This is a genomic window from Aeromicrobium sp. SORGH_AS_0981 (genome assembly GCF_031453195.1).
Taxonomy (GTDB): Bacteria; Actinomycetota; Actinomycetes; order Propionibacteriales; family Nocardioidaceae; genus Aeromicrobium.
This window is the reverse complement of sequence record NZ_JAVIZD010000001.1, coordinates 1,580,581-1,602,623: the sequence shown is the minus strand read 5'-3', so window position 1 is coordinate 1,602,623 and position 22,043 is coordinate 1,580,581. Positions and strand designations below refer to the sequence as shown.

At 71.3% G+C, this 22,043-nt stretch carries 22 protein-coding genes and 1 pseudogene; 4 read left to right on the top strand and 19 right to left on the bottom strand.

Annotated elements, in window-relative coordinates:
- Positions 1-79: 79 nt before the first annotated feature.
- Positions 80-304, top strand: a pseudogene (locus QE370_RS18185) (helix-turn-helix domain-containing protein); the annotation flags it as partial.
- A 179-nt stretch (positions 305-483) separates the two neighbouring features.
- Here QE370_RS18185 and QE370_RS08185 read toward each other — a convergent pair.
- The 5 genes from QE370_RS08185 to arsB form a co-directional block, all read right to left on the bottom strand.
- Positions 484-1,104 carry a hypothetical protein gene (locus QE370_RS08185; protein ID WP_253023265.1) on the bottom strand — a complete coding sequence of 207 codons (621 nt, stop codon included), beginning with the start codon at positions 1,102-1,104 and terminating at the stop codon, positions 484-486.
- A 545-nt stretch (positions 1,105-1,649) separates the two neighbouring features.
- The gene (locus QE370_RS08180) at positions 1,650-2,978 is read right to left on the bottom strand and encodes an NAD(P)-binding domain-containing protein (RefSeq protein ID WP_309634062.1); all 1,329 of its coding nucleotides are present in this window, start codon (positions 2,976-2,978) and stop codon (positions 1,650-1,652) included.
- Between the two features lie 8 nt (positions 2,979-2,986).
- On the bottom strand, positions 2,987-3,403 hold the full coding sequence (locus QE370_RS08175) for an arsenate reductase ArsC (protein WP_253023261.1): 417 nt from the start codon (positions 3,401-3,403) through the stop codon (positions 2,987-2,989).
- 13 nt (positions 3,404-3,416) lie between these two features.
- Positions 3,417-4,040 carry an arsenate reductase ArsC gene (locus tag QE370_RS08170; protein WP_253023259.1) on the bottom strand — a complete coding sequence of 208 codons (624 nt, stop codon included), beginning with the start codon at positions 4,038-4,040 and terminating at the stop codon, positions 3,417-3,419.
- The gene (gene arsB, locus QE370_RS08165; RefSeq protein WP_308207033.1) at positions 4,037-5,134 is read right to left on the bottom strand and encodes an ACR3 family arsenite efflux transporter; all 1,098 of its coding nucleotides are present in this window, start codon (positions 5,132-5,134) and stop codon (positions 4,037-4,039) included. The genes QE370_RS08170 and arsB overlap by 4 nt, the downstream gene beginning before the upstream one ends.
- Before the next feature lie 108 nt (positions 5,135-5,242).
- On the opposite strand from arsB, the gene QE370_RS08160 reads away from it, so the two are divergent.
- A complete protein-coding gene (locus tag QE370_RS08160) occupies positions 5,243-5,602 on the top strand; it encodes a metalloregulator ArsR/SmtB family transcription factor (protein WP_253023257.1) in 360 nt (119 codons plus the stop codon).
- 226 nt (positions 5,603-5,828) lie between these two features.
- Here QE370_RS08160 and QE370_RS08155 read toward each other — a convergent pair whose 3' ends face one another.
- Entirely contained in the window at positions 5,829-6,725 is an 897-nt protein-coding gene (locus QE370_RS08155) for an ACP S-malonyltransferase (RefSeq protein ID WP_256475006.1), read from the bottom strand.
- Between the two features lie 51 nt (positions 6,726-6,776).
- On the opposite strand from QE370_RS08155, the gene QE370_RS08150 reads away from it, so the two are divergent.
- Positions 6,777-8,570, top strand: a complete 1,794-nt coding sequence (locus QE370_RS08150; RefSeq protein WP_253023244.1) for a hypothetical protein — start codon at positions 6,777-6,779, stop codon at positions 8,568-8,570.
- Here the strand turns inward: QE370_RS08150 and QE370_RS08145 are convergent.
- Genes QE370_RS08145 through QE370_RS08130 form a run of 4 tightly spaced genes read right to left on the bottom strand, consistent with a single transcriptional unit; the run spans position 8,562 to position 12,894 of the window.
- Entirely contained in the window at positions 8,562-9,209 is a 648-nt protein-coding gene (locus QE370_RS08145) for an NADPH-dependent FMN reductase (RefSeq protein ID WP_253023241.1), read from the bottom strand. The genes QE370_RS08150 and QE370_RS08145 overlap by 9 nt on opposite strands.
- Entirely contained in the window at positions 9,196-10,023 is an 828-nt protein-coding gene (locus QE370_RS08140) for an NAD(P)H-binding protein (protein WP_309634061.1), read from the bottom strand. The genes QE370_RS08145 and QE370_RS08140 overlap by 14 nt, the downstream gene beginning before the upstream one ends.
- Positions 10,020-11,096 carry an acyl-CoA dehydrogenase family protein gene (locus QE370_RS08135; protein ID WP_309634060.1) on the bottom strand — a complete coding sequence of 359 codons (1,077 nt, stop codon included), beginning with the start codon at positions 11,094-11,096 and terminating at the stop codon, positions 10,020-10,022. The genes QE370_RS08140 and QE370_RS08135 overlap by 4 nt, the downstream gene beginning before the upstream one ends.
- Positions 11,097-11,145: 49 nt before the next feature.
- A complete protein-coding gene (locus QE370_RS08130; RefSeq protein WP_309634059.1) occupies positions 11,146-12,894 on the bottom strand; it encodes an FAD-binding oxidoreductase in 1,749 nt (582 codons plus the stop codon).
- Between the two features lie 178 nt (positions 12,895-13,072).
- On the opposite strand from QE370_RS08130, the gene QE370_RS08125 reads away from it, so the two are divergent.
- Positions 13,073-13,645, top strand: coding sequence for a TetR family transcriptional regulator (locus tag QE370_RS08125; protein WP_253023232.1), 573 nt, complete (start codon positions 13,073-13,075; stop codon positions 13,643-13,645).
- Here QE370_RS08125 and QE370_RS08120 read toward each other — a convergent pair.
- From QE370_RS08120 to QE370_RS08080, 9 genes are read right to left on the bottom strand one after another with little or no spacing between them, the layout of a single operon-like run.
- Positions 13,642-14,607 (bottom strand): acyltransferase domain-containing protein, encoded by a 966-nt coding sequence (locus QE370_RS08120; protein WP_309634058.1) that lies wholly within the window; start codon positions 14,605-14,607, stop codon positions 13,642-13,644. The genes QE370_RS08125 and QE370_RS08120 overlap by 4 nt on opposite strands.
- A complete protein-coding gene (locus QE370_RS08115; protein WP_309635247.1) occupies positions 14,604-16,031 on the bottom strand; it encodes an acyl-CoA carboxylase subunit beta in 1,428 nt (475 codons plus the stop codon). The genes QE370_RS08120 and QE370_RS08115 overlap by 4 nt, the downstream gene beginning before the upstream one ends.
- 20 nt (positions 16,032-16,051) lie before the next feature.
- Positions 16,052-16,180, bottom strand: a complete 129-nt coding sequence (locus QE370_RS08110; protein WP_309634057.1) for a hypothetical protein — start codon at positions 16,178-16,180, stop codon at positions 16,052-16,054.
- Positions 16,173-17,126: an ACP S-malonyltransferase gene (fabD, locus tag QE370_RS08105; RefSeq protein WP_309634056.1), complete on the bottom strand. Its 954-nt coding sequence runs from the start codon at positions 17,124-17,126 to the stop codon at positions 16,173-16,175. Before fabD ends, QE370_RS08110 begins: the two co-directional genes overlap by 8 nt.
- Complete coding sequence (locus tag QE370_RS08100; RefSeq protein ID WP_309634055.1) at positions 17,123-18,487, bottom strand: FAD-dependent monooxygenase; 1,365 nt, start codon at positions 18,485-18,487, stop codon at positions 17,123-17,125. Before QE370_RS08100 ends, fabD begins: the two co-directional genes overlap by 4 nt.
- A complete protein-coding gene (locus tag QE370_RS08095; RefSeq protein WP_309634054.1) occupies positions 18,484-19,692 on the bottom strand; it encodes an FAD-dependent oxidoreductase in 1,209 nt (402 codons plus the stop codon). Before QE370_RS08095 ends, QE370_RS08100 begins: the two co-directional genes overlap by 4 nt.
- Positions 19,689-19,901: a ferredoxin gene (locus tag QE370_RS08090; RefSeq protein ID WP_309634053.1), complete on the bottom strand. Its 213-nt coding sequence runs from the start codon at positions 19,899-19,901 to the stop codon at positions 19,689-19,691. The genes QE370_RS08095 and QE370_RS08090 overlap by 4 nt, the downstream gene beginning before the upstream one ends.
- On the bottom strand, positions 19,898-21,088 hold the full coding sequence (locus QE370_RS08085; protein ID WP_309634052.1) for a cytochrome P450: 1,191 nt from the start codon (positions 21,086-21,088) through the stop codon (positions 19,898-19,900). Before QE370_RS08085 ends, QE370_RS08090 begins: the two co-directional genes overlap by 4 nt.
- Positions 21,088-22,035, bottom strand: a complete 948-nt coding sequence (locus tag QE370_RS08080; RefSeq protein WP_253022444.1) for an SRPBCC family protein — start codon at positions 22,033-22,035, stop codon at positions 21,088-21,090. Before QE370_RS08080 ends, QE370_RS08085 begins: the two co-directional genes overlap by 1 nt.
- Positions 22,036-22,043: the final 8 nt, after the last annotated feature.

Here is a 22,043-nt window from a genome sequence, read left to right as displayed (position 1 = left end):
CAGACTCAGATCAAAGAAGGCCCGCGGAAGTCGCGGGAGGGTTTGAACTCTTGAACCTGCGCGATCAAGGAGTGAGTGGATGCCCGTTACTGACACCCCGGGCAGGTCCGAAGGCCGTCGAGCGACCCTCACCGAACTGGGCCGCCGCGTTGCTGCGCGTCGAACTGAACTTGGCCTGAGCCTGGCGTCTGTCGCCGATGCCGTTGGGGTTCACCACTCCACGCTGTCGAGACTCGAACGTGGCCAACAGGACCTTGGCGCGAGTCATCTCCCGATGCTTGCCCAGGCCCTCGATATCAGCGTGTCGGATCTCTTCCCCTCGAGGGTGACGCACGTTCAGTGCGCGCTGGCGAACGGCTCCTCGCGCAAGCGATCGCGTCCTACGAGGCCCCTGTCAGTTGATGCCTTCGTGCGGTCGTGTGCGATGCACCTCGAGACCGGAGCGGGCGCGCGTACTTCGAACCCGCTGACTGCACCTTGGGTTCACCGCATCGTCCGGGTGAGCGCTTCCAAACCACGAGCGATGCGCTTCAGCCACGCTTCTTGTCGTGCGCCTGGGTCAGAGGTGGAAGGGTCGCTCGGGCTGCTCGCAGTGGTCTTGAGCAGCGGCGCGGGGTCGAGCGTGAAGTCGTCTTCGTACTGGTGTCCATCGGGCCCCTCGTACGTGATCTTGAGACTGACCGGCGCCGTCTCGTCCTGTCCCGCGCGGTAGACGTTCGTCATGCGCCACCGCGGCGGCCAAAGCGTGATCGGTTTTGCGTAAGCCTCGTAGAGCCACTTCATCATGTCGCTGTCGGGTAGCGACACCAAGTCGGTCGGGGGCGGAGGCGTAAAGGCGACCTGGACGTCGCGTGCGGCCGTGCGGCCCCAGTTCTTGATGACGAGGTTCAAGGTCCCGTGGCTAAGGAGTTCTCGTTCCAGTTCGGGCGTGAGGTAGGGCCGCAGATCTTCCCTGCGGTCAGTCTCTGCCTGAGCCGTAGCGCGCTGTGCGTCCTTGCGCGCACCGATGAGCGTTGCGGCCGCGATGACGACGGCAATCAGTGTGAGCACGGCGCTAGCCGCAGCCGCGATAGCCGACACGACGGCGGCAGCATCGGCGCTCATACTCGATCTTCTCATCGGCTCGGAGTCTCGCGAGACACTTCGCATGTCGACGGCCAGCGGCCTCCCAAGCGGCGCCGGTCATCCCAGAGCGATCACACAGGGCGCCATCCGCTCTTTTCGTCCGGTTCCGGGGCTAGTCTCGAAAGCGACGCGGCTGCGTCGGCGCCGCGCATGCGAAAGAAGGCAGAACGATGGCGAAGACTCCGAAGAATCATGGCAATCCCTGGACGGCTGCGGACCGCAAGCAGTTGAAGGACCTTGCCGCCGGGAACACGCCCACGCGTGTCATCGGCGTCAAGATGGGGCGGAGCGAGGACTCGATCCGAGGACAGGCCGCAAAGCAGGGGACTTCGTTGAAGCCCACGAATCAGTCACCGTACGGCACGAAGAAGAAGTAGCGGTCTCCGCGGCGGATGCTCACCGCGGAGGACGGCCAATCGCGGGGTCACGGCGAACGAGTGGAGCATCGCGTACTGCGCCGTCAGGGCCTCGCCCGGCTCATCTTCGACCCAAGACCGCGATGCACTGAACTCCAAGGGACTCGTTCAGCGAGTCCCAAGACCAACCTGCAACGTGCCCGCGTCGCCTGGCGCACCGCAACAGCCTCCCGAGTCGCTCGCAGACTCGTCGAAGTCCCCTGCGCCGCCGCAGACCCCGGTCTCGGGGAGGACGAGGTCGACGTGGGCGGCTGCCTCGTCGTCGCCCGCGAGCTTGGCGACGACGGAGCGTGCCTGTTCGAAGCCGGTGAGGGCGAGGAACGACGTGGCGCGCCCGTAGCTCTTCATGCCGACCATGAAGAACCCGGTCTCGGGTTGGGCGAGCTCGGCCGCTCCGTGGGGGTAGACGGTCCCGCAGGAGTGGACGTTGGGGTCGATGAGGGGCGCGAGCTGGCGCGGGGCCTGGAGGACGCTCTCGAGGTCGAGGCGGACCTCGGACAGGAAGGAGAGGTCGGGTCGGAACCCGGTGAGCACGATGAGCTCGTCGACGTCGGTGAGGGTGTCGCCGTCGGTGGAGGTCAACACCATCCTGTCGTCGCGGGTCTCCACTGCGGCGGTCCGGAAGCCGGTGACGGTGGTGGTCCTTGGCTGGGAGACGGCGTGTCGGGCGCGGTCGCCGAGCGCGCCGCGTTCGCTGAGCTCGTCGTCCTGTCCGCCGCCGAAGGCGTTGACGGTGCTCGGTCGGCGCACGATCCAGGTGACGCGGGTGCCGGGGTCCTGCTGCGCGAGGTCGCCGAGTGCGATGAGCGCTGTCTTGGCGGACGCTCCTGTGCCTGCGACGACGACGTGCTTGCCGCTGTACCGGGCTCGGACGGCAGGGTCCTCGAGGTCGGGGACGCGGTAGGTGATGTTGTCGGCATGGGTCTGCTCGCCGACGGCGGGGAGGCCGTCGCTGCCGAGTGGGTTGGGGATGCCCCAGGTGCCGGTGGCGTCGATGACGGCTCGGGCTCGGAGGCGCTGCTCGCCGTCGGGGGTGGTGACGTGGACGGTGAAGGGCTGCCGGTCGCGCCCGGAGTCGACGAGGACGTCTCGGCCTTCCTTGGCCACGCCGGTGACGACGTGCTCGTACCGGACGGTTCCGAGCGCGTCGGCGAGCGGCTGGAGGTAGCCGGCGGCCCAGTCGGCGCCCGTGGGGTACCGCTTCGCGTTCGGCGCGTCCCATCCGGCCCGGTCGAGCACCGTGGCGCTGACGGGGTCGACGAGTTCGGACCAGGGCGAGAAGAGCCTGATGTGCGCCCAGGCGCGAACTGCGGCACCCGCGTTCTCCCCTGCTTCGAGGACGAGGGCGGGAATGTCGCGCTGGTGGAGGTTGGCGGCGGCGGCGAGCCCGATGGGTCCGGCGCCGATGACGATGACGGGTAGGTCGGAGGTAGCCATGTCCGTGATCAGTTCTCTTCGGCGGGGACGGGACGCAGGGACTCGATGAGCGACTCGATCCGGGTCTTGATCTCGTCACGCACCTCGCGGACGGTCTCGATGCCCTTGCCAGCGGGATCGGTCAACTCCCAGTCCTCGTAGCGCTTGCCCGGGAAGTACGGGCACTCGTCGCCGCAGCCCATGGTGATGACGACGTCGGACGCCTGGACGGCCTCGGTGGAGAGCTTCTTCGGCTGCTCCCCTGCGATGTCGATGCCGACCTCGGCCATGGCCTCGACGGCGACGGGGTTGATCTGGTCGCCGGGCATGGAGCCTGCGGAGAGGACCTCGATGCTGCCCGCGGAGAGCTCCCTGAGGAAACCGGCGGCCATCTGGGAGCGGCCGGCGTTGTGGACGCAGACGAAGAGGACGGTGGGCTTGGTCATGATTCTCCTGGTCTCAGAGGTCGAGGTCGCGCAGCAGGGTGGTGACGCGGCCTTGGATGTCGTCGCGGATGTCGCGGACCTCGTCGAGGGTCTTCCCGTCCGGGTCGGCGACGTCCCAGTCCTCGTAGCGCTTGCCGGGGAAGATGGGGCAGGTGTCGCCGCAGCCCATCGTGATGATGATGTCGGCGGCGTGGAGGACCGTGTCCGTCAGCGGCTTGGGGTAGGCCTCGGTGAGCGTGATCCCGCGTTCGGCGAGGACGTCGACGGCCAGGGGGTTGAGCTCGCCGGTGGGCGCCGATCCGGCAGAGCGGACGTGGATCTTGCCGGGAGCGAGGTGCTCGGTGAGCGCGGCGGCGATCTGGGAGCGGCCGGCGTTCTGCACGCACACGAACAGGACCTCGGGCACGGTCTTGGCGAGGCGACCGTCGGCCTGTGCACCTGCGGTCAGCAACTCCCTCGCGTAGCGCTTGACGAGCACGGGCAGGTAGGTGCGGACCGTGGCGGTCGGCTCCAGCGCCGAGCGGGCATCGTGCACGGCGGTGGTCACCTCGTCGGAGGTGAAGACGCCGTCGAAGGCGTAGGTCAGTTCTTCGACGATGCCCTGCGTGTCGAGTGGCTGCGTGTCGGTGGTGGTCATGACCGGACTCCTTCGGGGGTGGTGAAGTACTTGCGCGCCCAGAGGGACACGTAGACGAGGCCGACGAGGACGGGCACCTCAATGAGGGGTCCGACGACCCCGGCGAGGGCCTGGCCGGAGGTGATGCCGAAGGTGCCGATGGCGACGGCGATGGCGAGCTCGAAGTTGTTGCCCGCGGCGGTGAAGGCGAGGGTGGCGGTCTTGGCGTACCCGAGCCCGAGGCCACGCCCGATGAGCATGCCGAGCGTGAAGGTGATGGCGAAGTAGGCAAGCAGTGGGATGGCAATCCGCACGACGTCCCAGGGGGCGTTCGTGATCGCTTCGCCCTGGAGTGCGAAGAGCAGGACGATGGTGAAGAGCAGCCCGTAGAGGGCCCAGGGTCCGAGTCGGGGCAGGAAGGTGTTCTCGTACCAGTCGCGGCCCTTGGCTCGCTCGCCGATCTGTCGGGTGGCGAAGCCTGCGAGCAGGGGGATGCCGAGGAAGACCAGGACGCTGACGGTGATGGCCCAGACGGAGAAGTCGGCGCTGGTCGTGGAGAGTCCGAGCCAGCCGGGGAGGGTCTGGAGGTAGAACCAGCCGAGGGCGGCGAAGGCGATGACCTGGAAGACGGAGTTGATCGCCACCAGCACTGCCGCGGCCTCGCGGTCACCACAAGCCAGGTCGTTCCAGATGAGGACCATGGCGATGCAGCGGGCGAGGCCGACGATGATCAGGCCCGTGCGGTACTCGGGCAGGTCGGGCAGCAGCATCCAGGCCAGCGCGAACATCAGTGCCGGGCCGATCAGCCAGTTCAGCACCAGCGAGGCGGCGAGGAGGCGACGATCTCCGGTGACGCGGGCGGTCTCGCTGTAGCGAACCTTGGCCAGTACCGGATACATCATGACGAGGAGCCCGATGGCGATCGGCACGGACACCGACCCGACCTTGAAGGCGTCGAGGGCCTCGGTCAGATCCGGCCAGAACCGGCCGAGCAGAAGTCCGGCAGCCATGGCCAGCACGATCCAGACCGGTAGGAAGCGGTCCAAGCGGGAGAGCCGAGCCACCACGGCGTCCTCGCTGCTGCCGACCGGCTTCTCGTGCGCTGCGTCGCTCACTGAACTCCTCGATCCCGTTCACTCGACGTTCGTCTTGATTGATGAACGTCTATGCATCGACCGTAGCAGTCCATCGACGAATGTCAATGCATGGGCCATACTGGTGTCATGGCCACTTCGCTCCCCGTCCTCGATACGACCGCAGAGATCTGCTGCGCCCCGATCGTCCGCGACGCACTGAGCCCTGAGAACGCCGCCGCACTGTCGGTGAAGTTCAAGGCCATCGCGGACCCGACGCGCCTTCGCCTGCTCTCGCTGGTGGCTGCGCACGAAGGCGCCGAGGCGTGCGTCTGCGACCTCACCGAGCCGGTCAACCTCTCCCAGCCGACCGTCTCGCACCACCTCAAGGTCCTCGTCGATGCTGGCCTGCTCACCCGCTCCAAGCGCGGGACCTGGTCCTTCTACGCCCTCGTCCCGGGTGCGCTCGACGGGCTGGCCGACATCCTGCGGACTCCCACGACGGCCTGACATGACGACGGTCGACGTCCGTGAATTCCGCCCGAGCGACTGGGCCGACGTCCGCCGGCGCGAGGCCGCCGGGATCGACACCGCTCTCGGGAGCACATGCGCCCCGCCCGAGACGTCAGTCGGGAAAGTCCAGACCGCGTGACCGGGACCGCTCACCTCCACGCCGAGCTCCCGGGCCAGTCCTCTCCGCGGCCCGACGAGCCCGCAGCACTGGGGCGTACGCGCCTCAGGCGGCCCCGTTCTGCTGGTAGAGCTTGGTCAGCGTGCTGCCGGGACCGTGCTCGACGACGTCGCCGTCCTCGATCCCGGCCCGGCGCAGCCACGTGCAGCAGGCCCGCCACTGCACGGGTGAGGCCAGCTGACGGACGAGCAGCTCGCGGTATCCCGTGCTGGGCATCGGCTCGCCCGTCACATTCGACAGCACCGTGGCGCCTAGAGGAGCGAGCTCCACTCCGGCGAGGAACGTCGCGAACTGCTGCTGGGCGTCGAGCATCAGGGAGGAGTGGAACGCCCCGCCGACCTTGAGCCTGACGAGACGTCCGCCGAGCGCGGCGATCCGCGCGGCCAGGCCCTCGTCGGCGACCGCGTGCGGGGGTCCCGACACGACGCACTGGGTGGGCGCGTTGATGTTGGCGACCTCGAGCCCAGGCACGACGCCCTCGGCGACGAGGGCCTGCACGTCCTCGACGGGGACGCGTGCCACCGCCGCCATCGCGCCGTTGGCGGCAGCCTTCATGAGCCGGCCCCGCTCCCTCACCACGCGCAGCCCCTCGACGAAGTCGTAGGCACCTGCCGCGTAGAGGGCGGCGAACTCCCCGAGGCTGTGGCCCGCGAGCACGGTCTCCCTCTCGGCCCCCTCGGCGCGCCAGGTGTCGAAGGAGAGGCACTCCACGACGTAGAGCAGCGGTTGCGTGACGTCGGTGGAGGCCAGCAGGTCGGCGGGACCCTCCAGACATCGACTCCGCACGGAGTACCCGAGCAGGTCGGAGGCAGCCTCCACGCGTTCTGGCCACCGTTCCAGGTCGGACGCCCCCATGCCCACGCGCTGCGCTCCCTGACCCGCGAACAGGTGCGCCACCGGGCGTTCACCGGCCGAACTGGAAATTTCACCGGATTTGGTCATGAAGGTTCCCGCTTCCATGGACAGCAACAACTGTACACCTTAGTCTCACGCGTGTGCCTCGTATCGGCGGGCGAGGCGACGGTCCGTCCGTCCGTCCCGCCCGCCGGCGTCGAGGCCGACGACGAGTTCACCGTCCCGGGGGGAAGCATGGATCTCGCGGTCAACGCGCTCGGTCCACTCGAGCTGAGGGCCAGCGGCCGAGCAGTCAGCTTCGGCGGACCGGTGGCGCGCCGGATCCTGTCACGTCTGGCGCTCCGTCCTGACGAGTCCGTCGCGATGGAGGACCTGGTCGCCGGAGCCTGGGGAGAGCGGCCACCCGCGACCGCGGAGCAGCAGGTGCGCAAGCTCGTCTCCTCGCTGCGCCTGCTGGCGACGGACTCCTGGGAGGTCGTCAAGACGACGGCGGGCGGCTACCGGCTGAGCGTGGGCGCCACGGAGTCCGACGTCCTGCGCTTCCGGGCGCTGTCGGGCGCCCTTCCCAGCAGGGGCACCCTCGAGGACCGTCAGATCGAGGACTTCCACCGTGCCGCCCGTCTCTGGCGAGGCTCCCCGGTCACCGGCAGCGTGCCGCACGGCGCCGAGGCCGACATCGAGGCTCTCAGGCATGAGCACGTCCTCTTCCTCCTCGCCATGTCACGGACCTTCGCCGAGTCGGGGATCGGGCTCCAGGCACGCCACTACGTCCTCCAGGCGCAGTCCTTCTACGCCGACTCCCTCGACGCCCAGGACCTGCTGGCGGAGTGTCGGCAGGTCCTGAACACCAGGACGACGACCTCGCGCGAGCCCGCGGGCATCGCGCTCGAGCCCCCGTCCGTGCGCCACTCCTCCCTGCCCCGCGACGTGCGCGACTTCCGTGGTCGCACCGACGAGCTGCGCGAGGCGATCGCCGGACTCGATCCGAGCACGGGGTCCACGACCGACATCGTGGCCCTCTCCGGCATGGCCGGGGTCGGCAAGTCCGCCCTTGCCGTCCGCACGGCCTACGAGGTCCAGCACCGCTATCCGGACGGCGTGCTGTTCATCGACCTGCTGGGCTACACGCCGGGACGTGACGCGATGCCGACGCACGCAGCCGTCGCGTCGCTGCTGGTCCAGCTCGGCTGCGAGGAGTCCGACATCCCGAGCTCGCCGTCGGCGCGACTGGCGATGTGGCGAGCACGCACCCGCGACCGGGCCCTTCTCGTGGTCGCCGACAACGCCTCCAGCACGCGAGCGGTCTCGGAGCTCGTGCCGACGTCACCGCACGCCGCCATGCTCGTCACCTCCCGCCGGCTCCTCGGCGCCCTGGCGGGCGCCAAGCACGTACGCCTCGCGCCACCGTCGTCCGAGACCTGCTTGGAGATCCTGACGACCTACCTCGACGGCAGGGCGCCCTACCTGACCCCGAAGACGCTCGCCGGGCTCGTCGAGTGGGCGGGGCACCTGCCCCTCGGGCTCCGGCTCGCGTGCGCGCAGGTGCTGTCCGCGTCCATGCGGGACTGCAAGGCCTGGCTCAACGACGAGGTGCCCGACGTCCTGGACGTCGAGGCACCGGGGATCGACTTGTTCGACACGTTGGCGGAGTCGGTCCTGAAGCTGCAGGACGAGCGCCGCAGGGAGTTCCTGCAGCTCGCCGCCAGCCCGGTCGAGATCATCACGGTCGAGTCGATCCGTCGGGTACTCGGACGCGGCCACCAGGACGCGCGACGCGCGTGCATGGCCTTCGACGAGTGCCATCTGCTGCTGCCCGTCGACGACCAGGTCTTCCGGATGCACCCCCTCGTGCGAGCCACCGCCCGGCGCCTCGCGCCCAGCCTGGGCCCGACCAGCCCGTCCGAGCAGCCTGCGTCTGCCGGCTCAGCCTGATCGACGTCGTCCCACCGTCGCGGACGAGGGATGGGGAGAGCTCCGCACCGCGGCCGTGAGCGCGGCGTCCCACCAGAGCAGGTGGTCGACCATCCGGGAGAAGCCGGCCTCGGCGCCGCCCTGGTCCGCCTCGACGTCGAGTACCGCCGCTTGGCCGGGGTCCAGGGGGACGCCGTCGCGCACGGGGACGGCGTGGAGCTCGCCGAGCACGGAGCCGAGCTGCTCGACCGCCCGGAGTCCACGCGAGATTCCGCCGTAGCTCACGAACGCCGTGGGCGTCGCCACCCACTCGTCGCGATGGGCGTCGATGAAGGCCTTGAGCGAGGCCGGGAAGCTGCGGTTGTACTCCGGTGTCACCACCACGACCGACGTCGCCCAGGCCAGCAGCCGCGACGTCCGGTCGACGAGGCGACGCTCGCGCTCGGAGAGCAGCTCGACGGGCAGGTCCGCGAGGCCGAGGTCGGAGGTGTAGACGCACGGGACCTCGTAGGACAGGACCCGCGCCAGCCGGTCGGCCGTCCACCGGCCCACGCGCGATCCGGTGCGACCCGACCGTCCGCTGCCGACCACCAGCAGCACCCGCGGCGTCCCCGCGACGACGTCCGGCGGCCGCGGCACCAGCACCTCAGGCGAAGGCATCGCGGTGGTCCTCGACCCAGTCGCGGAAGGTCCGGGGCGCATGACCGGTGAACGGGGCCGAGTCGTGCACCTCGTGCTGGACGCCGACCAGCGCGGCGAACATCCTCAGCCGGGCCTCGACGGCATGGGGTGGCACCCCGACGGCCGTCATCCGCTCGCGGGCCGCGGCGTCGTCGAGCTCGATGAACTCGACGGGCTCGCCGAGCACCTCCCCGATGGTGCGAGCCCGCTCGCGGTAGGACAGCGAGGCCGGTCCGCTGAACATCGGCGCGGTCCCCACGAGCGTGTCGTCCTCGAACCCGGCGACGCAGACGTCGGCGATGTCCTGCTCGTGGATCGGCGCTCCCTCGGCGTCGCCGTACGGCGCCTGCACCGTACGGGTCTCGCGGATCTCCTTCGACCACTCGAGCGCCGTGCTCGCAAAGCCGCCGGCCGGGCGGGGCAACACCCAGTCCACCCCCGCAGCCCGGACGCACGACTCCATCGCGCGGTGCCTCGTCGCGATGGCGTTGCGTGGGTCGTCGTCGAGGACGGTGTAGGTCGAGAGCGCCACGACCCGCTCGACGTGACCCCTGGCCACGGCCGCGTCGAGCAGGTCCCCGACGCCGTCGGGGAACGCGGCCTGGTTGACGAACAGACCTCCGGCCGCCGACCAGTCGACGTCATCGACCGTGGCGCAGCGGACGCCCGACGGCAGCAGGCTCGCAGCCCGGTCAGGGTCGCGGGACACGGCCACGACGTCGTGTCCGCGCTCGTGCAGCCCGCGCGCGACGTGGCGTCCGACCGTCCCGGTGGCACCGGTCACGACGATCACGCCGGCTCCTGGGTGAGGAGCACGGTGTGCTCGACCGCAGCCGGCTCGAACTGCATGACCGCGTGCGACGCGATGGAGTGCACGTCACGCCAGCGTCGCTCGATGGACGTCCCCCGGCTGGTGCCGCGCGTGCCACTGACCCGCAGGCAGCGGTCGAGAGCCGTCACCAGCACCTCCAGGGCGTACGTCGCGTCGCGGCGACTGCGAGCCACCGTGGCAGGGTCGGCCCGGCCTGCGTCCGCTCCCACGGCGAGGCGGTGCAGCAGCAGCGCCGCGGCGTCGACCTCGGCCGACGCCCGGGCGTGCTCCACCTGGTAGGACGGGACGCTCAGCGCACGCGGGCCGGTGACCGGGCCCGCCAGGGCGGGGAGCACGTCGCGCAGGGCCGCCCGCGCCGCCCCGAGCGCGGGAGCGACGAAGGTGATCCCGTTGACGGCCGTGCTCGGTACCGCCGGCAGGTCAGGTCGCCCCCAGGTGACCCCGGCCATCACGGGCCCACGAGGCGCAGTGCGGTGGGACGGCACCCGGACGGCGTCGAGCCGCAGGGAGTGGCTGCCCGTCGCCCGCATGCCGAACGACGACCAGTCCTCCACGATCGAGTAGTCCGACCTCGGCACCAGCGCCATGATCGGTGCGGGTCCGGCGCCGGGCGGTCCGCCCGGGGTGGACAACAGGGCCCAGTCGCTCTGCTCGACACCGCTGACGTACGACCACACCCCGTCGAGGACGACGTCGCCGTCGACCTGCTGGAGCCGACCCTGGGGCTTGATGGAGGCCACGACCCTGGCGTCCGGACCGCCGGCCCAGACGTCCTGCTGGGCCTGGGGAGACAGGCATCGGACGTAGCGTCCACCGAAGGCCGTCAGGGAGGCGATCCACGCGGTCGAGGTGCAGTCCTCCCCCAGGCTGCTCACGGCCTCGAGCAGGTCCTCGAAGCTGCGCTCGTCGCCGCCTCGGTCCGTCGGGACGAACCACCGGGCGAATCCGTCCTCGACGAGCCGCGTGTACGTCGCGTCGGGGAGTCGACCTTCGCGGTCGGCCTCGGCCGCCGCGTCCTGCCTCGTCACACTCATCGTCATCTCGCTCACTCCTTCGTCCTCGGCCCGGCGGTTCCGGTCCGGCTCAGCCCCGGCTGATGTTGTGGTTCACCCGGAGCACGTTCATGGGGTCGTAGGTCTCCTTGGCCGCGCACAGCGCCTCCCAGTCGGCGTCGTCGTAGGCACGTCGGACCCGACGACGTGTCTGGTCCTTGCTGAACAGGAAGCCGGGCAGCGCCTTCTCGGGCAGCCACGGCGCCAGCGCGTCGAGCACCGAGCGCTGCGCCGCGAAGACCTCCTCGCGACGGTCCTCGAACGCCGGGTTGGTCACGAACAGCTGGTAGCCCTCGCGGGCGTGGCTGGCCGTCGACACCGACGCGGTCGAGGCGAGCACGCCACCCAGCTGCCGCAGCTCGACCCCGCCGAAGGGAAGCGTCGCGTGCTGCCCGGCGACGGACACGAGGGCCTCGACCGCCTCGTCGGGAAGCTCGTCGAGCACCCGGGTCTCGATCCACGCCGGGGTGGCCCGCGGCGGGTCGAGGTAGACCTGGCCGATCTGGTCGTAGGGCATCGGCCCGACCGTGTCGGCCTCCACCGTCAGGGCGCGCAGCGGCTTCAGGAGCGCGTCGGCCGCGTCGAGGGACCCGACGTAGGCCACCCGGACCTGGACGAAGTAGCGGTTGCGCTTCTCCGGCGGCGTCTGCGGCAGGTCGGGGAAGCGGAGCACGACGAGCGAGGAGCTCATCTCCTGCGGCAGGTCTCGGCTCCAGGCGGCCCACGTGCGGATGGCTTCGTCGACGTCCTCCTCCCCGAACGTGAGGTTGCCGCCGACGAAGGACGCGAGCACCGGGGTGGCGATCTCGGCCGACACGATCACCCCGGCGTTGCCACGGCCTCCGAGCGATGCGGCGAACAGGTCGGGCTGCTGCGACGGCGAGCAGACGCGGAGCTCGCCGTCGACCGTCGCCACCTCCAGCGACCGCACCGTGTCGGCCGCCATTCCGTGGCTGCGGGCGAGGACGGGGAGGCCTCCACCGGAGAGGTAGCCCGCGACGCCGACGTCGGGCGAGGAGCCGCAGAGCGCGATCCGCCCGGCTGCGACGACGGTCGGCAGGACGTCGCGCCAGCGGACTCCCGCGCCGACGACGACCGTGTCGGGTCGCAGCTCGACGTCGTCGAGCCCGGACAGGTCCAGCAGGATCGAGCGTCCGAGCTCGACCGAGGCGCCGTGCCCGGTCGCCTGCACGGCGACGGGCCAGCCGTGGTCGTCGGCCACGCGCAGTGCCGCGGCGACCTGGCGCCCGTCCCTCGGACGCACGACGAGGGCCGGCGGGACGTCGAGGGTCAGGTTCCACCCGCGCCAGTCCTCGTCGGTCCGCGGCACGAGGGTCTCGATCGGCTCCGACAGCGCTGCGAACGCCGCGACCGTCGTGTCGAGGTCCGCGCGCAGGTACCCCGGGCCCGGGGCGACGACGTGCCACGGCGCCACCCCCGACCCCGTCCTCGACGCGACGAAGTCCGTCGTCGTCGACGCGACCGTCCGGCCGGCGACCTGGACCTCGGCCGTGCCGCTGCCCCGGTACGTCTCGCCGTCGATCACGGCGTCGACGGCGATGTGCACCTGGACCGGGTGCTCGCGGTCGAAGAGGGTCTCGACGAGCGTGTACGAGAACCCTCCGGCTCGCGACGTCCAGGCGCCGTGCCCCTCGCTCGCCGGGGTCCGCAGGGCCACGGTGCCGTCGTCGGCGAACGACAGGAGGAACGCGTCCTCACGACCGTCGTGCGGCGCGACACCCTTCCAGGTGCCGACGGGGGTCTTCTCGATCGGGTCCATCGGTGGGTCTCCTTGTCCGGCCGGTGCAGGCCGATACGAGCCGCTCCCGGTGCTGCGCGAGGGAGCGACGAACGGCGAGGGCAACGCTTGTATACTTTCACTGGTCCGCGCGGGCCACAATGGGCCGCGATAACATTTCCGTGCTGCGGGAGCCGTTGAGTCGAGTCGATGGGACGCCATGGAGAAGATCGCACCACTCAGTCCGACCTCCAAGGGAGGACTGACACGGCAGCGAATCCTCGACAGCGCGCGTCGGTGCTTCGCCACGCACGGGTACGAGCGGACGACGATCCGTCGCGTGGCCGACGAGGCGGAGATCGACAAGTCCTCCGTGATGAAGTACTTCGGCACCAAGGAGAACCTGTTCCGCGAGTGCGTGACGTGGGACATCCCGATCGACGCACTGACGACGGAGGGTCGCGAGGAGTCGGCGCACCGGTACGTCTCCACGATGCTGCGCATGTGGGAGACCGACCCGCACTCGCCGATGGCCGTCCTGCTCCGCACCAGCATGACGAGCGAGATGGCCGCGAGCATGCTCCGCGAGCACATGACCCGCGCGTCGATCGACGTCATCGAGCGGCACATCGACGCCGACGAGGCCCGCCTGCGCGCGGCGATCTTCTCCGCCATCATGATGGGCCTGGCGAGCGGTCGGCACATCATCGGACTGCCGGACCTCACCGACGCCGACATCGACCGCATCGTCGAGGTCGCGTCTCCCATGGTCGCCACGCTCCTGCACCCCTAGCCCAGCCCGGCGAGCGTCGTCAGGCTCTCGCGCCACGCCGCGCCACTGCGGTCGGTGCGGCTCGACGGGAACATGGTCACGACGCGCGAGGTGCCCTCGCGCACCGACGTCAGCTGGCGGGCGGCACCGGACAGCACGCGCCCGGGGCCGGTCTCGACGAACACCCGCCCCGGCGCGTCGAGGTGGCGCATGGCGTCCCAGAAGCGGATGCGCCGCGCGAGCTGCATTCCCCAGAAGGCGGGGTCGACGGCCTCGACGTCCTGCAGGTCGGCCGCGGTGAGCGAGGAGACCATGCGTGAGCGAGCGGCCAGCGCCAGCGGCACGCCCGCCAGGGCCGCGGTGAAGCGCCGTGCGACCTCCCCCATCACCGGGCTGTGGAACGGCTCCGTCGCCCCCGCGAGCATCGTGGCGAGACCTGCCGTGCGCAGCGCGGCGCGGGCCGCCGAGACCAGGTGCTCGGGCGCGGCGACGACCACCTGCCGTGGTCCGTTCACCGCTGCGATGCACACCGGTTCGGGCAGGCCGGTCAGCGCGTCGCCCACCGCCTCGCACGTGCCCGCCACCCCGATCAGTCGTCCCCGCGGGCCCTCGTCCAGGAGTCTCGCCCGTTCGGCGCAGACCGTGCCGGTCGCGCGCAGGTCGAGGACGCCGGCGTGGTGGGCCGCGGCGATCTCCCCGATGCTGTGGCCGACGACGATGTCCGCCGGACGACCGAGGGCGTCCTCGGCGCACGCGGCCATCGCCGTCCCGACGGCCATGAGCAGGGGTTGGGAGATGCTCCCCACGTCCACCAGGTCGGGATCACCCGACGTCCACGCCGTTGCGCATCGGTGCCCCACCTCACCGAGCGCCTCGAGGCAGTCGTCCATCGCCCGGTCGAAGCGCCGGTTCTCGCGCAGGGAGGTCGCCATGCCCGCGAACTGGCTCCCTTGGCCGGGGAACATGAACACGACCTCGCTCATGTCGGCGGGTTCCCGTGCGCGGAGGCCGGCACACCGAGGTCCGTCTCGCCGGCGAGCGAGCGGAAGCAGTCGATGACGATCCGCCGCGTGTGCGCCGGGTCGATCACGTCCTCCACGAGGCCGCGCTCGGCGGCGTAGAAGGGGTGCATGAACTCCTCCCGGTACTGCTCCACCCGGCGCCGGTGCTCGCCCACGCCGTCGTCGGCCGCCGCGATCTCGCGCCGGAAGATGACGTTGGCCGCGGCGTCGGGGCCCATGACCGCGACCTCGTTCGTCGGCCAGGCCAGCGCGACGTCCGCCCCGACGGACTGGGAGTCCATCACGATGAACGCTCCGCCGTACGCCTTGCGCACGACCACCGAGACCCGAGGGACGGTGGCGTTGCAGTAGGCGTAGAGCAGCTTCGCGCCGTGCCGGATCAGGCCGTGGTGCTCCTGGTGCACGCCCGGCAGGAAGCCGGGGACGTCGACGAGGGTGAGCAGCGGGATCCGGAAGGAGTCGCACATCTGCACGAACCGGGCCCCCTTGTCCGAGGCGTCGATGTCGAGCGCGCCGGCCAGCACCTGCGGCTGGTTCGCGACGATGCCCACGACCCGACCACCCATCCGGGCGAGGCAGCAGACGATGTTGCGCGCCCAGTGCGCGTGCACCTCGAAGAGCTCGCCGTCGTCGACGAGGCACTCGATGACGTCGCGCATGTCGTAGCTCGCCGTCGGACTGGTGGGGACGAGGTCCAGCAGCTCGGGGGACTCCCGGTCCACCGGGTCCTCCAGCACGTACGGGGTCGGCGCGCTGGAACTGTTCTGCGGCAGCATCGACACCAGGTACCGCACCTCCTCCAGGCAGGTGCGCTCGTCGTCGTAGAAGCCGTGCGCGACGCCCGACGTCTCGCAGTGGACCCGCGCACCGCCGAGCTGGTCCTGGGAGATCAGCTCGCCGGTGACCGCCTTGATGACGTCGGGACCGGTCACGAACATCTGCGAGGAGCCGTCGACCATGAAGACGAAGTCGGTCAGCGCCGGCGCGTAGGCCGCACCACCCGCGCACGGCCCGAGCATCACGCTGATCTGGGGGACGACGCCGGACGCCTTGACGATGCGGGTGAAGATCCCCCCGTAGCCGGCGAGCGCCGCGACGCCCTCCTGGATGCGCGCCCCGGCCCCGTCGTTGAGCGAGATCACCGGGCACCTGGCCTTGAGGGCCAGGTCGAGGACCTTCTGGATCTTCTTCGCGTGCTCCTCGCCGAGGGAGCCGCCGAAGATCCGGAAGTCGTGGGCGTAGACGAAGACCCGGCGACCGTGGATGTCGCCCCATCCCGTCACGACGCCGTCGGTGAGCGGCTTCTTGTCCGCGAGTCCGAGGCTGGTCGACCGGTGCCGGCGGAAGGTGTCGATCTCGACGAAGCTGCCCGGGTCGAAGAGCAGGTCGATCCGCTCCCGGACGGTCAGCTTGCCCTTCTCGTGCTGGCGTCGGGTCCCGATCTCGTCGTGTGGTCGCCGCGCGCCTCCTGCCGCAGCTTGTCGAGCGCCTTCACCTGGACGCGCATGTCGGCGCCCATCGGGACGTCATGCATGGAACCACTCCTCAACGGCGGTACCGAGACTCTTCTCGTCCTCGGTGCGGTAGGTGGTGATCTGCGGGTGCTGTCGCCGGACGATCCCGGTCAGGACCTTCCCGGGCCCCAGCTCGAGCGTCCGGCGGAGTCCCGAGTGCACGAGCAGCGTCATGGTCTCGACCCAGCGGACGCGGCGGACGAGCTGCAGCCGCATCGCCGCCTGGACCGCAGCGCCGTCGGGGACGACGCCCGCCGTGCTGCTCGACAGGAGGGGAAGCGTCGGGTCAGCGAACGAGGTGGCGGTGATCGCGTGCTCGAAGGTCCGGCTGACGTCGGCCATCAGGCTGCTGTGCGCCGGTCCTCCGATGCGCAGCACGAGCGTCCGCTCGGCGCCGGCGGCGTCGATCCGTTCCAGCAGCGCGTCCACGGCGCCGCTCTCGCCGGAGACGACCACCTGCGTCGGCTCGTTCTCGTTGGCGATCTCCACCACCTGGCCGAGCTCCGCACGGACGTCGGCGCAGAAGTCGTCGACGACCGAGACGGGGACGCCGATGACCGCCGCCATCTTGCCGTCGGTCCGACGGTGCACGCTGCGCATGAGCTTGCCGCGCACGTGGACCAGCCGCAGGGCGTCGCGCCAGTCGAGCACACCGGCGGCCGCGAGCGCCGCGTACTCGCCGAGGGAGTGCCCCACCACCACGTCGGGACGCAGCCCGAGGTCGTCGGCGACGATGCTGGCGGCGTGACTCGTGAGGAAGACGGCGGGCTGGGTGACGGTCATGTCCCGCAGCACGGCCCGGGTCCCCTCGTCGCACAGCGCGGTCAGGGGGTAGCCGACGATGTCGTCGGCCTCGGCGTAGAGGTCGTCGAGCAGGTCGGGGAAGCGCTCCTTGAGCCGCATCCCCATGCCGGCCGACTGCGCGCCCTGACCGGGGAAGAGGAAGGCGGAGGTGAACGTCGTCACGGCACCGGCACCCCCACCCGGGGGCAGGCGGCGTCGAGGGCTCGCGCCAGCGCCGTCTCCGGGTCGTGCACCACCAGCGGATGACCGTCCGGGCGCAGGAGGACGACCGTGCTCCCGCCGTCGAGTCGCGGCAGCAGACGGACCCGCCGCCCGCCCACCGTCTCCGCCTCCACCTCGCCGACGAGGACGGCGACGCCCTCGCGCAGCGACGCTCGCGCCACCTCCGCACGCGCGGGCCCGACGAGCGCGACCAGGTCGCGGTCCGCGAGCCGCCGGCCGACGGGCGGGTCGGCCGAGGGATCGGCGAGGTCGAGCCCAGCGACGCGGTCGGCGCGATCGGCGGACGGCGCTCCCGTCGGAGGCAGGCCGCCGTAGAGGACGTCGACCTGCTCGCGGACGTCGTCCACCCCGCGCCACGTCGCGGCGAGGCGTTCGGCGACCCCGGCGTCGACCAGGTCCGAGGGCGCTCCGGCCAGCACCGCCGACAGCCTCCAGGCCAGCGCATGGGCGTCGAGAAGCCCGGCGTTGAGGCACTCGCCCCCGACGGGCAGGCACTGGCGCACTGCGTCGCCGGCCAGCAGCACCCGCCCCGAGCGCAGGGTCGTGACGACCACCTCCTCGTCGTCGAAGGCCTCGACCCACTCGAGCCAGTCCGGGTCCAGCCGCTGCCCGGTCGCCTGGTGCCAGAGCGCACAGACCAGCCTGGCGTCGGCCTCGAAGGCGGTACGACGTCCGCGGTCGTGGATCATGATCCTCGCCGTGCCGGGCTCGAGCGGCCCCGACGTGACGGTCAGGTCGCCGACGCGCTCGAAGCGGCGTGCTGCGACGGGACGTCCCTGCACGTCAGCCCGCAGGAACCGGTGCCGAGCGGGTCGCGTCCGCACCGCGATCCCGGCGGCGGCCCGCACCGTGCCGTCCGCGCCGTCGCAGCCGAGCAGGAACCGCGCACGCCGGGACTCGCCCGTCGAGGAACGCACGCTCACGCCGTCGTCGTCCTGGGCGACGTCGACGACGCGCCACGGGGCCGTGTGGACCACCCCCGCCTCCTCCGTCCACCGGCGCAGCGTCGCGCACAGCCGTGGCTGCGAGAGCCGCCACAGTCCGGCGTGCTCGGAGTCCAGGTGCTGGAGGTCGACCCGCGCCCCGGCCCAGTGACCGGCCTCGACGCGCTCGAAGTCCTCACGCGGGACGCCGTGCAGCGCCAGGATCTCCATCGAGCGGGTGGTCACCGTCGATGCGCGCGTCCGCAGCAGCGGACTCGCAGCGGCCTCGAGCAGCTCGACCGAGGCGCCGAACCGGGCGAGCAGCCCGGCGGCGAGCAGTCCCACCGGCCCGGCGCCGACGACCACGACGTCCCTCATGCAGGCCTCCCCGTCATCTCGCGGGCGGCGTGGGCGCCCGACGACGATCCCTCGCGCAGCAGCTCGCGCACCCGCCGGACGGAGGCCTTCGCGTCGATGCCCACCGCTCCGGTCAGGCGACCACGGTGCTCGTACAGGTGGAGGGTGCCACCGCCCTCCTGCAGCACCGTCGAGCGCGCTGCGGGCACCCCGACGCCCTGGATCCGCCGGTCGTACCAGGTGCTCCAGAAGTAGGGCGTCGCAGTGGTGCGCGACCACGATCCCGGCGGTGTGACGGCGTTGTGGCCAGCCACCAGTCCCTGTGCCGCCGCCATGCTCTGGGACATGCTGCGCGGTGCCGCCTGGGGGCCGTCCGTGGCGACGACCTGGGCGGCGTCGCCCGCGACGAAGACCGCTGGGTCGTTCGTGACCATCGCCGTCGTGCAGAGCACCCCCTCCGCGACCCTGATCCCGGAGCCGACCAGCCAGCCGAGGTCGCTGCGCACGCCGACGGCCCACACGACGTGCTCGGCGACGATCCTCTCGCCCGAACCCAGGTCGACGGCCACGCTGGCGCCGGCGCGGACCAACGAGGTCACTGCAGCGCCGGTGACGAGCCGGGTTCCTGCCGTGCGGTGGAGGCGGGCCAGGTGCTCGGCGAGACTCCTCCCGTGGCTCGCCTCCAGCGGGCCACACCCCCGCTCGACCAGGGTCACCTCGGCACCCAGGGCCTGCGCCGCGGATGCGATCTCCGAGCCGATCAGGCCCGCACCGACCACCACCACGCGCCGACGCCCGGTCAGCACCCGGTGCAGGAGGACGGCGTCCCGGGCGGTGCGCACGGTCGAGACCTGTCCGTCGAGGTTCCCCCAGGGGCACGGCGTCGGCTGCGCACCCGTGGCCACGACCAGCGCGTCGTACCCGATCTTGCCGTCGGACGTGCGTAGCAACCGGCGACGTCGGTCGAGTCCTGTGGCGCGCGTCCCGAGACGCAGCTGCACCCCGAGACGTCCGACGAGCTGGTCGTGGTCGACGTAGTGCCGGGGGCTCGCCCCGGCCAGCAGCGCCTCCTTCGTGACCTGGGGACGCTCGTACGGCAGCGCCGTCTCGGCTCCGACGAGGACGATCGACCCGTCGTGTCCCGCGTTCCGCGCGCTCTCGGCCGCCCGGACGCCGGCCAGCCCCGCGCCGACGATCACCAGGCTGGACCGCGCGGACGTGCTCACGACGACGCCTCGCCCGGACCCACGACACGCAGCGCGGCGACGGGACACACGAGGGCCGCGTCCGCCGCTGCGTCGGCGTCTGCGTCGCCGAACGTCTCGGCGAGCAGCACCAGCTCGCCCTCGTCGTCGAGCGCGAGCAGGTGCGGAGCGGCGTCGACGCACACGCCGTGGCCCTCGCAGCGCGCGGAGTCGAGCTCGAAGGCGCTCATGCTCGCCTCGATCCCTCGAAGGTCGCCGTCATCGACTCGATCCCGCGGATCGTGTTGTGCAACCGCCACGTGGCGGGCCCGACCTCGATGTGCTCGACGTGGCGGATCATCGCCTTGAGGAGCGAGTGCCCCTCGAGGCGCGAGAGAGCCTGGCCGACGCAACCGTGGATGCCGTGGCCGAAGCCGAGGTGCTTGCTCACGTCAGGTCGGGTGATGTCGAAGCGGTCCGGGTCCGAGGACCAGAACGAGGCGTCACGGTTCGCCGAGGCGAACAACAGGTAGACCCGGTCCCCCTCGGAGACCACGTGGTCTCCGAGCCGGTGGCCCGCCAGGGCGAGCCGGGTGAACCCTCGTAGCGGCGCCTCGAACCTGACGATCTCGTTGAAGGCGGCCGGGACGAGGTCGGGCTCGGCGCGCAGGAGCGCGTACTGCTCCGGGTGACGCCCCAGCAGGTCGACGAGGCTCGACAGGGCACTCACCGACGTGTCCATCGACGGGAACAGGAAGTCGCCGAGCAGCGCCGGGACCAGCTCGGCCCCGATCTCACCACGCTGCGCCTCCTCGACGAGCTCGGCGCCCCAGCTCCCGGCTCGCAGGTTTCCGGGCTGGGACATCCGGTGCAGGAACTCGTGCATGTCGCCGAAGTGGTGCAGACCGGCGAGGGTCCGCTCGTTCGCGGGTCCGAAGGCGTTGAAACCGGCCGACGCCCAGTCGAGCAGGATCTCGCGGCCCTCGTCGATCGGCCAGCCCAGGAGGTCGGGGACGAGCGAGAGGGGGAAGGCCTGGGCGAAGTCGCGCACGACCTCGAACGAGTCCCTCTCGAGGAGCTCCAGGACCAGTCGGTCGGCCCACGCCTCCACCTCCGCGTTGATCTCGCGCAGCGCCCGCGGGGTGAGGTGCCGCGAGACGAGCGACCGGACCTGGTCGTGGTAGGGCGGGTCGCTCGTGAGCGTGCTGCCGGACTGCGCCCGGTTGAGCCGCTCGGTGATCCCGACCCCCGAGGCCGACGAGAACACGTCCGGGGCGTGCAGGGCGGCGAAGACGTTGCGGTAGTGCGGCAGCGCCCAGACCTCGTGCTCGGGGAGCCACACCGCGTCGCCGGCCTCGCGCAGCTGCGCGTAGGCGGGGTAGGGGTCTCGCAAAACCTCGTCGCTGAAGAGGTCGAGGGGCTCGATCGCGGTCGTCATCACGCCACCGTGCTTCCGCGCGTGGCGAAGTCGGCCAGACGACCGAGGGTGAGCCGGCTGTTCGCCCCCAGGTTCGCTCGGGCCAGCCCCTGGGCGTCGGCGACGCTCGCGGACGCGCCGAGCACCTCGGCGAGCAGCTCCTCCTCGATCGCGACGGTGTGCTCCGAGGAGACCCTCAGCCGGCCGTCGACCTCTTGCACCCTCCACACGCCCGTGTGCAGGGCCAGCAGCGGCGGGAGCGTCGTCTGCTTGTAGTACAGGACGCGCCGTTCCGGAAACGAGACCCGGAAGGACTCGGTCACGTGCTCGGCGCCGTCGGGGGTGCGCGTCGTCATCGCGAGGCGCTGGAGACCACCGTCGTAGGTCTCGAGCTCGACGGCCGGCACGTGGTCGAGCCGCTCCCCCCACAGGTCGCCACGGTCGAGGAACTCGAAGGCGAGTCGCGCCGAGCCGTCCACCTCGATCACGTCGACGAACGTGAACAACCGGGCGGGCGTGGAGGCTGCGGTCTCGGCCGCGAGCCGCAGGGCCTCGAGCTCGGCCGTGCTGTTGCGCTCGACGGCCGACTCGATCACCGACCACTGCTCCGCGACGTCCTCCCGCGGGCGGAAGCCGTGGTACAGCAGCACGCGGGCCCGGTGCGGGGAGATCGCCTCGACGCTCCACCGACCCACCATCTCGCCGACCGGGTGCGCCGTGCGCTCCTGCCGGAACTCGATCGTGAGCCCCTCGGGGTCGATCGCACGCCGCGACGTCCAGGTCTTCGGCGTCCCGTTCGCCGTCGCCCAGAGCCGGATCGTCTCCTCCCGCTCGCCGGGCTCCAGCACCTCGGCGTGGATCGTGGGCGGGAAGACGGTCGGCCACCGGCCGACGTCGCGCAACCAGCCGAACACCTCTGCCGCGGGGGCGTCGATCTCGGTCGTGTGGGTGACTTCGCGCAGGTTCATCGTGATCT

Coding starts and splice junctions, on each gene's coding strand:
- QE370_RS08185 (WP_253023265.1), bottom strand. CDS start 1,104: ATGAGCGCCGATGCTGCCGCCGTCGTGTCGGCTATCGCGGCTGCGGCT.
- QE370_RS08180 (WP_309634062.1), bottom strand. CDS start 2,978: ATGGCTACCTCCGACCTACCCGTCATCGTCATCGGCGCCGGACCCATC.
- QE370_RS08175 (WP_253023261.1), bottom strand. CDS start 3,403: ATGACCAAGCCCACCGTCCTCTTCGTCTGCGTCCACAACGCCGGCCGC.
- QE370_RS08170 (WP_253023259.1), bottom strand. CDS start 4,040: ATGACCACCACCGACACGCAGCCACTCGACACGCAGGGCATCGTCGAA.
- QE370_RS08160 (WP_253023257.1), top strand. CDS start 5,243: ATGGCCACTTCGCTCCCCGTCCTCGATACGACCGCAGAGATCTGCTGC.
- QE370_RS08155 (WP_256475006.1), bottom strand. CDS start 6,725: ATGACCAAATCCGGTGAAATTTCCAGTTCGGCCGGTGAACGCCCGGTG.
- QE370_RS08145 (WP_253023241.1), bottom strand. CDS start 9,209: ATGCCTTCGCCTGAGGTGCTGGTGCCGCGGCCGCCGGACGTCGTCGCG.
- QE370_RS08135 (WP_309634060.1), bottom strand. CDS start 11,096: ATGAGTGTGACGAGGCAGGACGCGGCGGCCGAGGCCGACCGCGAAGGT.
- QE370_RS08130 (WP_309634059.1), bottom strand. CDS start 12,894: ATGGACCCGATCGAGAAGACCCCCGTCGGCACCTGGAAGGGTGTCGCG.
- QE370_RS08125 (WP_253023232.1), top strand. CDS start 13,073: ATGGAGAAGATCGCACCACTCAGTCCGACCTCCAAGGGAGGACTGACA.
- QE370_RS08120 (WP_309634058.1), bottom strand. CDS start 14,607: ATGAGCGAGGTCGTGTTCATGTTCCCCGGCCAAGGGAGCCAGTTCGCG.
- QE370_RS08110 (WP_309634057.1), bottom strand. CDS start 16,180: ATGCATGACGTCCCGATGGGCGCCGACATGCGCGTCCAGGTGAAGGCG.
- QE370_RS08100 (WP_309634055.1), bottom strand. CDS start 18,487: ATGAGGGACGTCGTGGTCGTCGGCGCCGGGCCGGTGGGACTGCTCGCC.
- QE370_RS08090 (WP_309634053.1), bottom strand. CDS start 19,901: ATGAGCGCCTTCGAGCTCGACTCCGCGCGCTGCGAGGGCCACGGCGTG.
- QE370_RS08085 (WP_309634052.1), bottom strand. CDS start 21,088: ATGACGACCGCGATCGAGCCCCTCGACCTCTTCAGCGACGAGGTTTTG.
- QE370_RS08080 (WP_253022444.1), bottom strand. CDS start 22,035: ATGAACCTGCGCGAAGTCACCCACACGACCGAGATCGACGCCCCCGCG.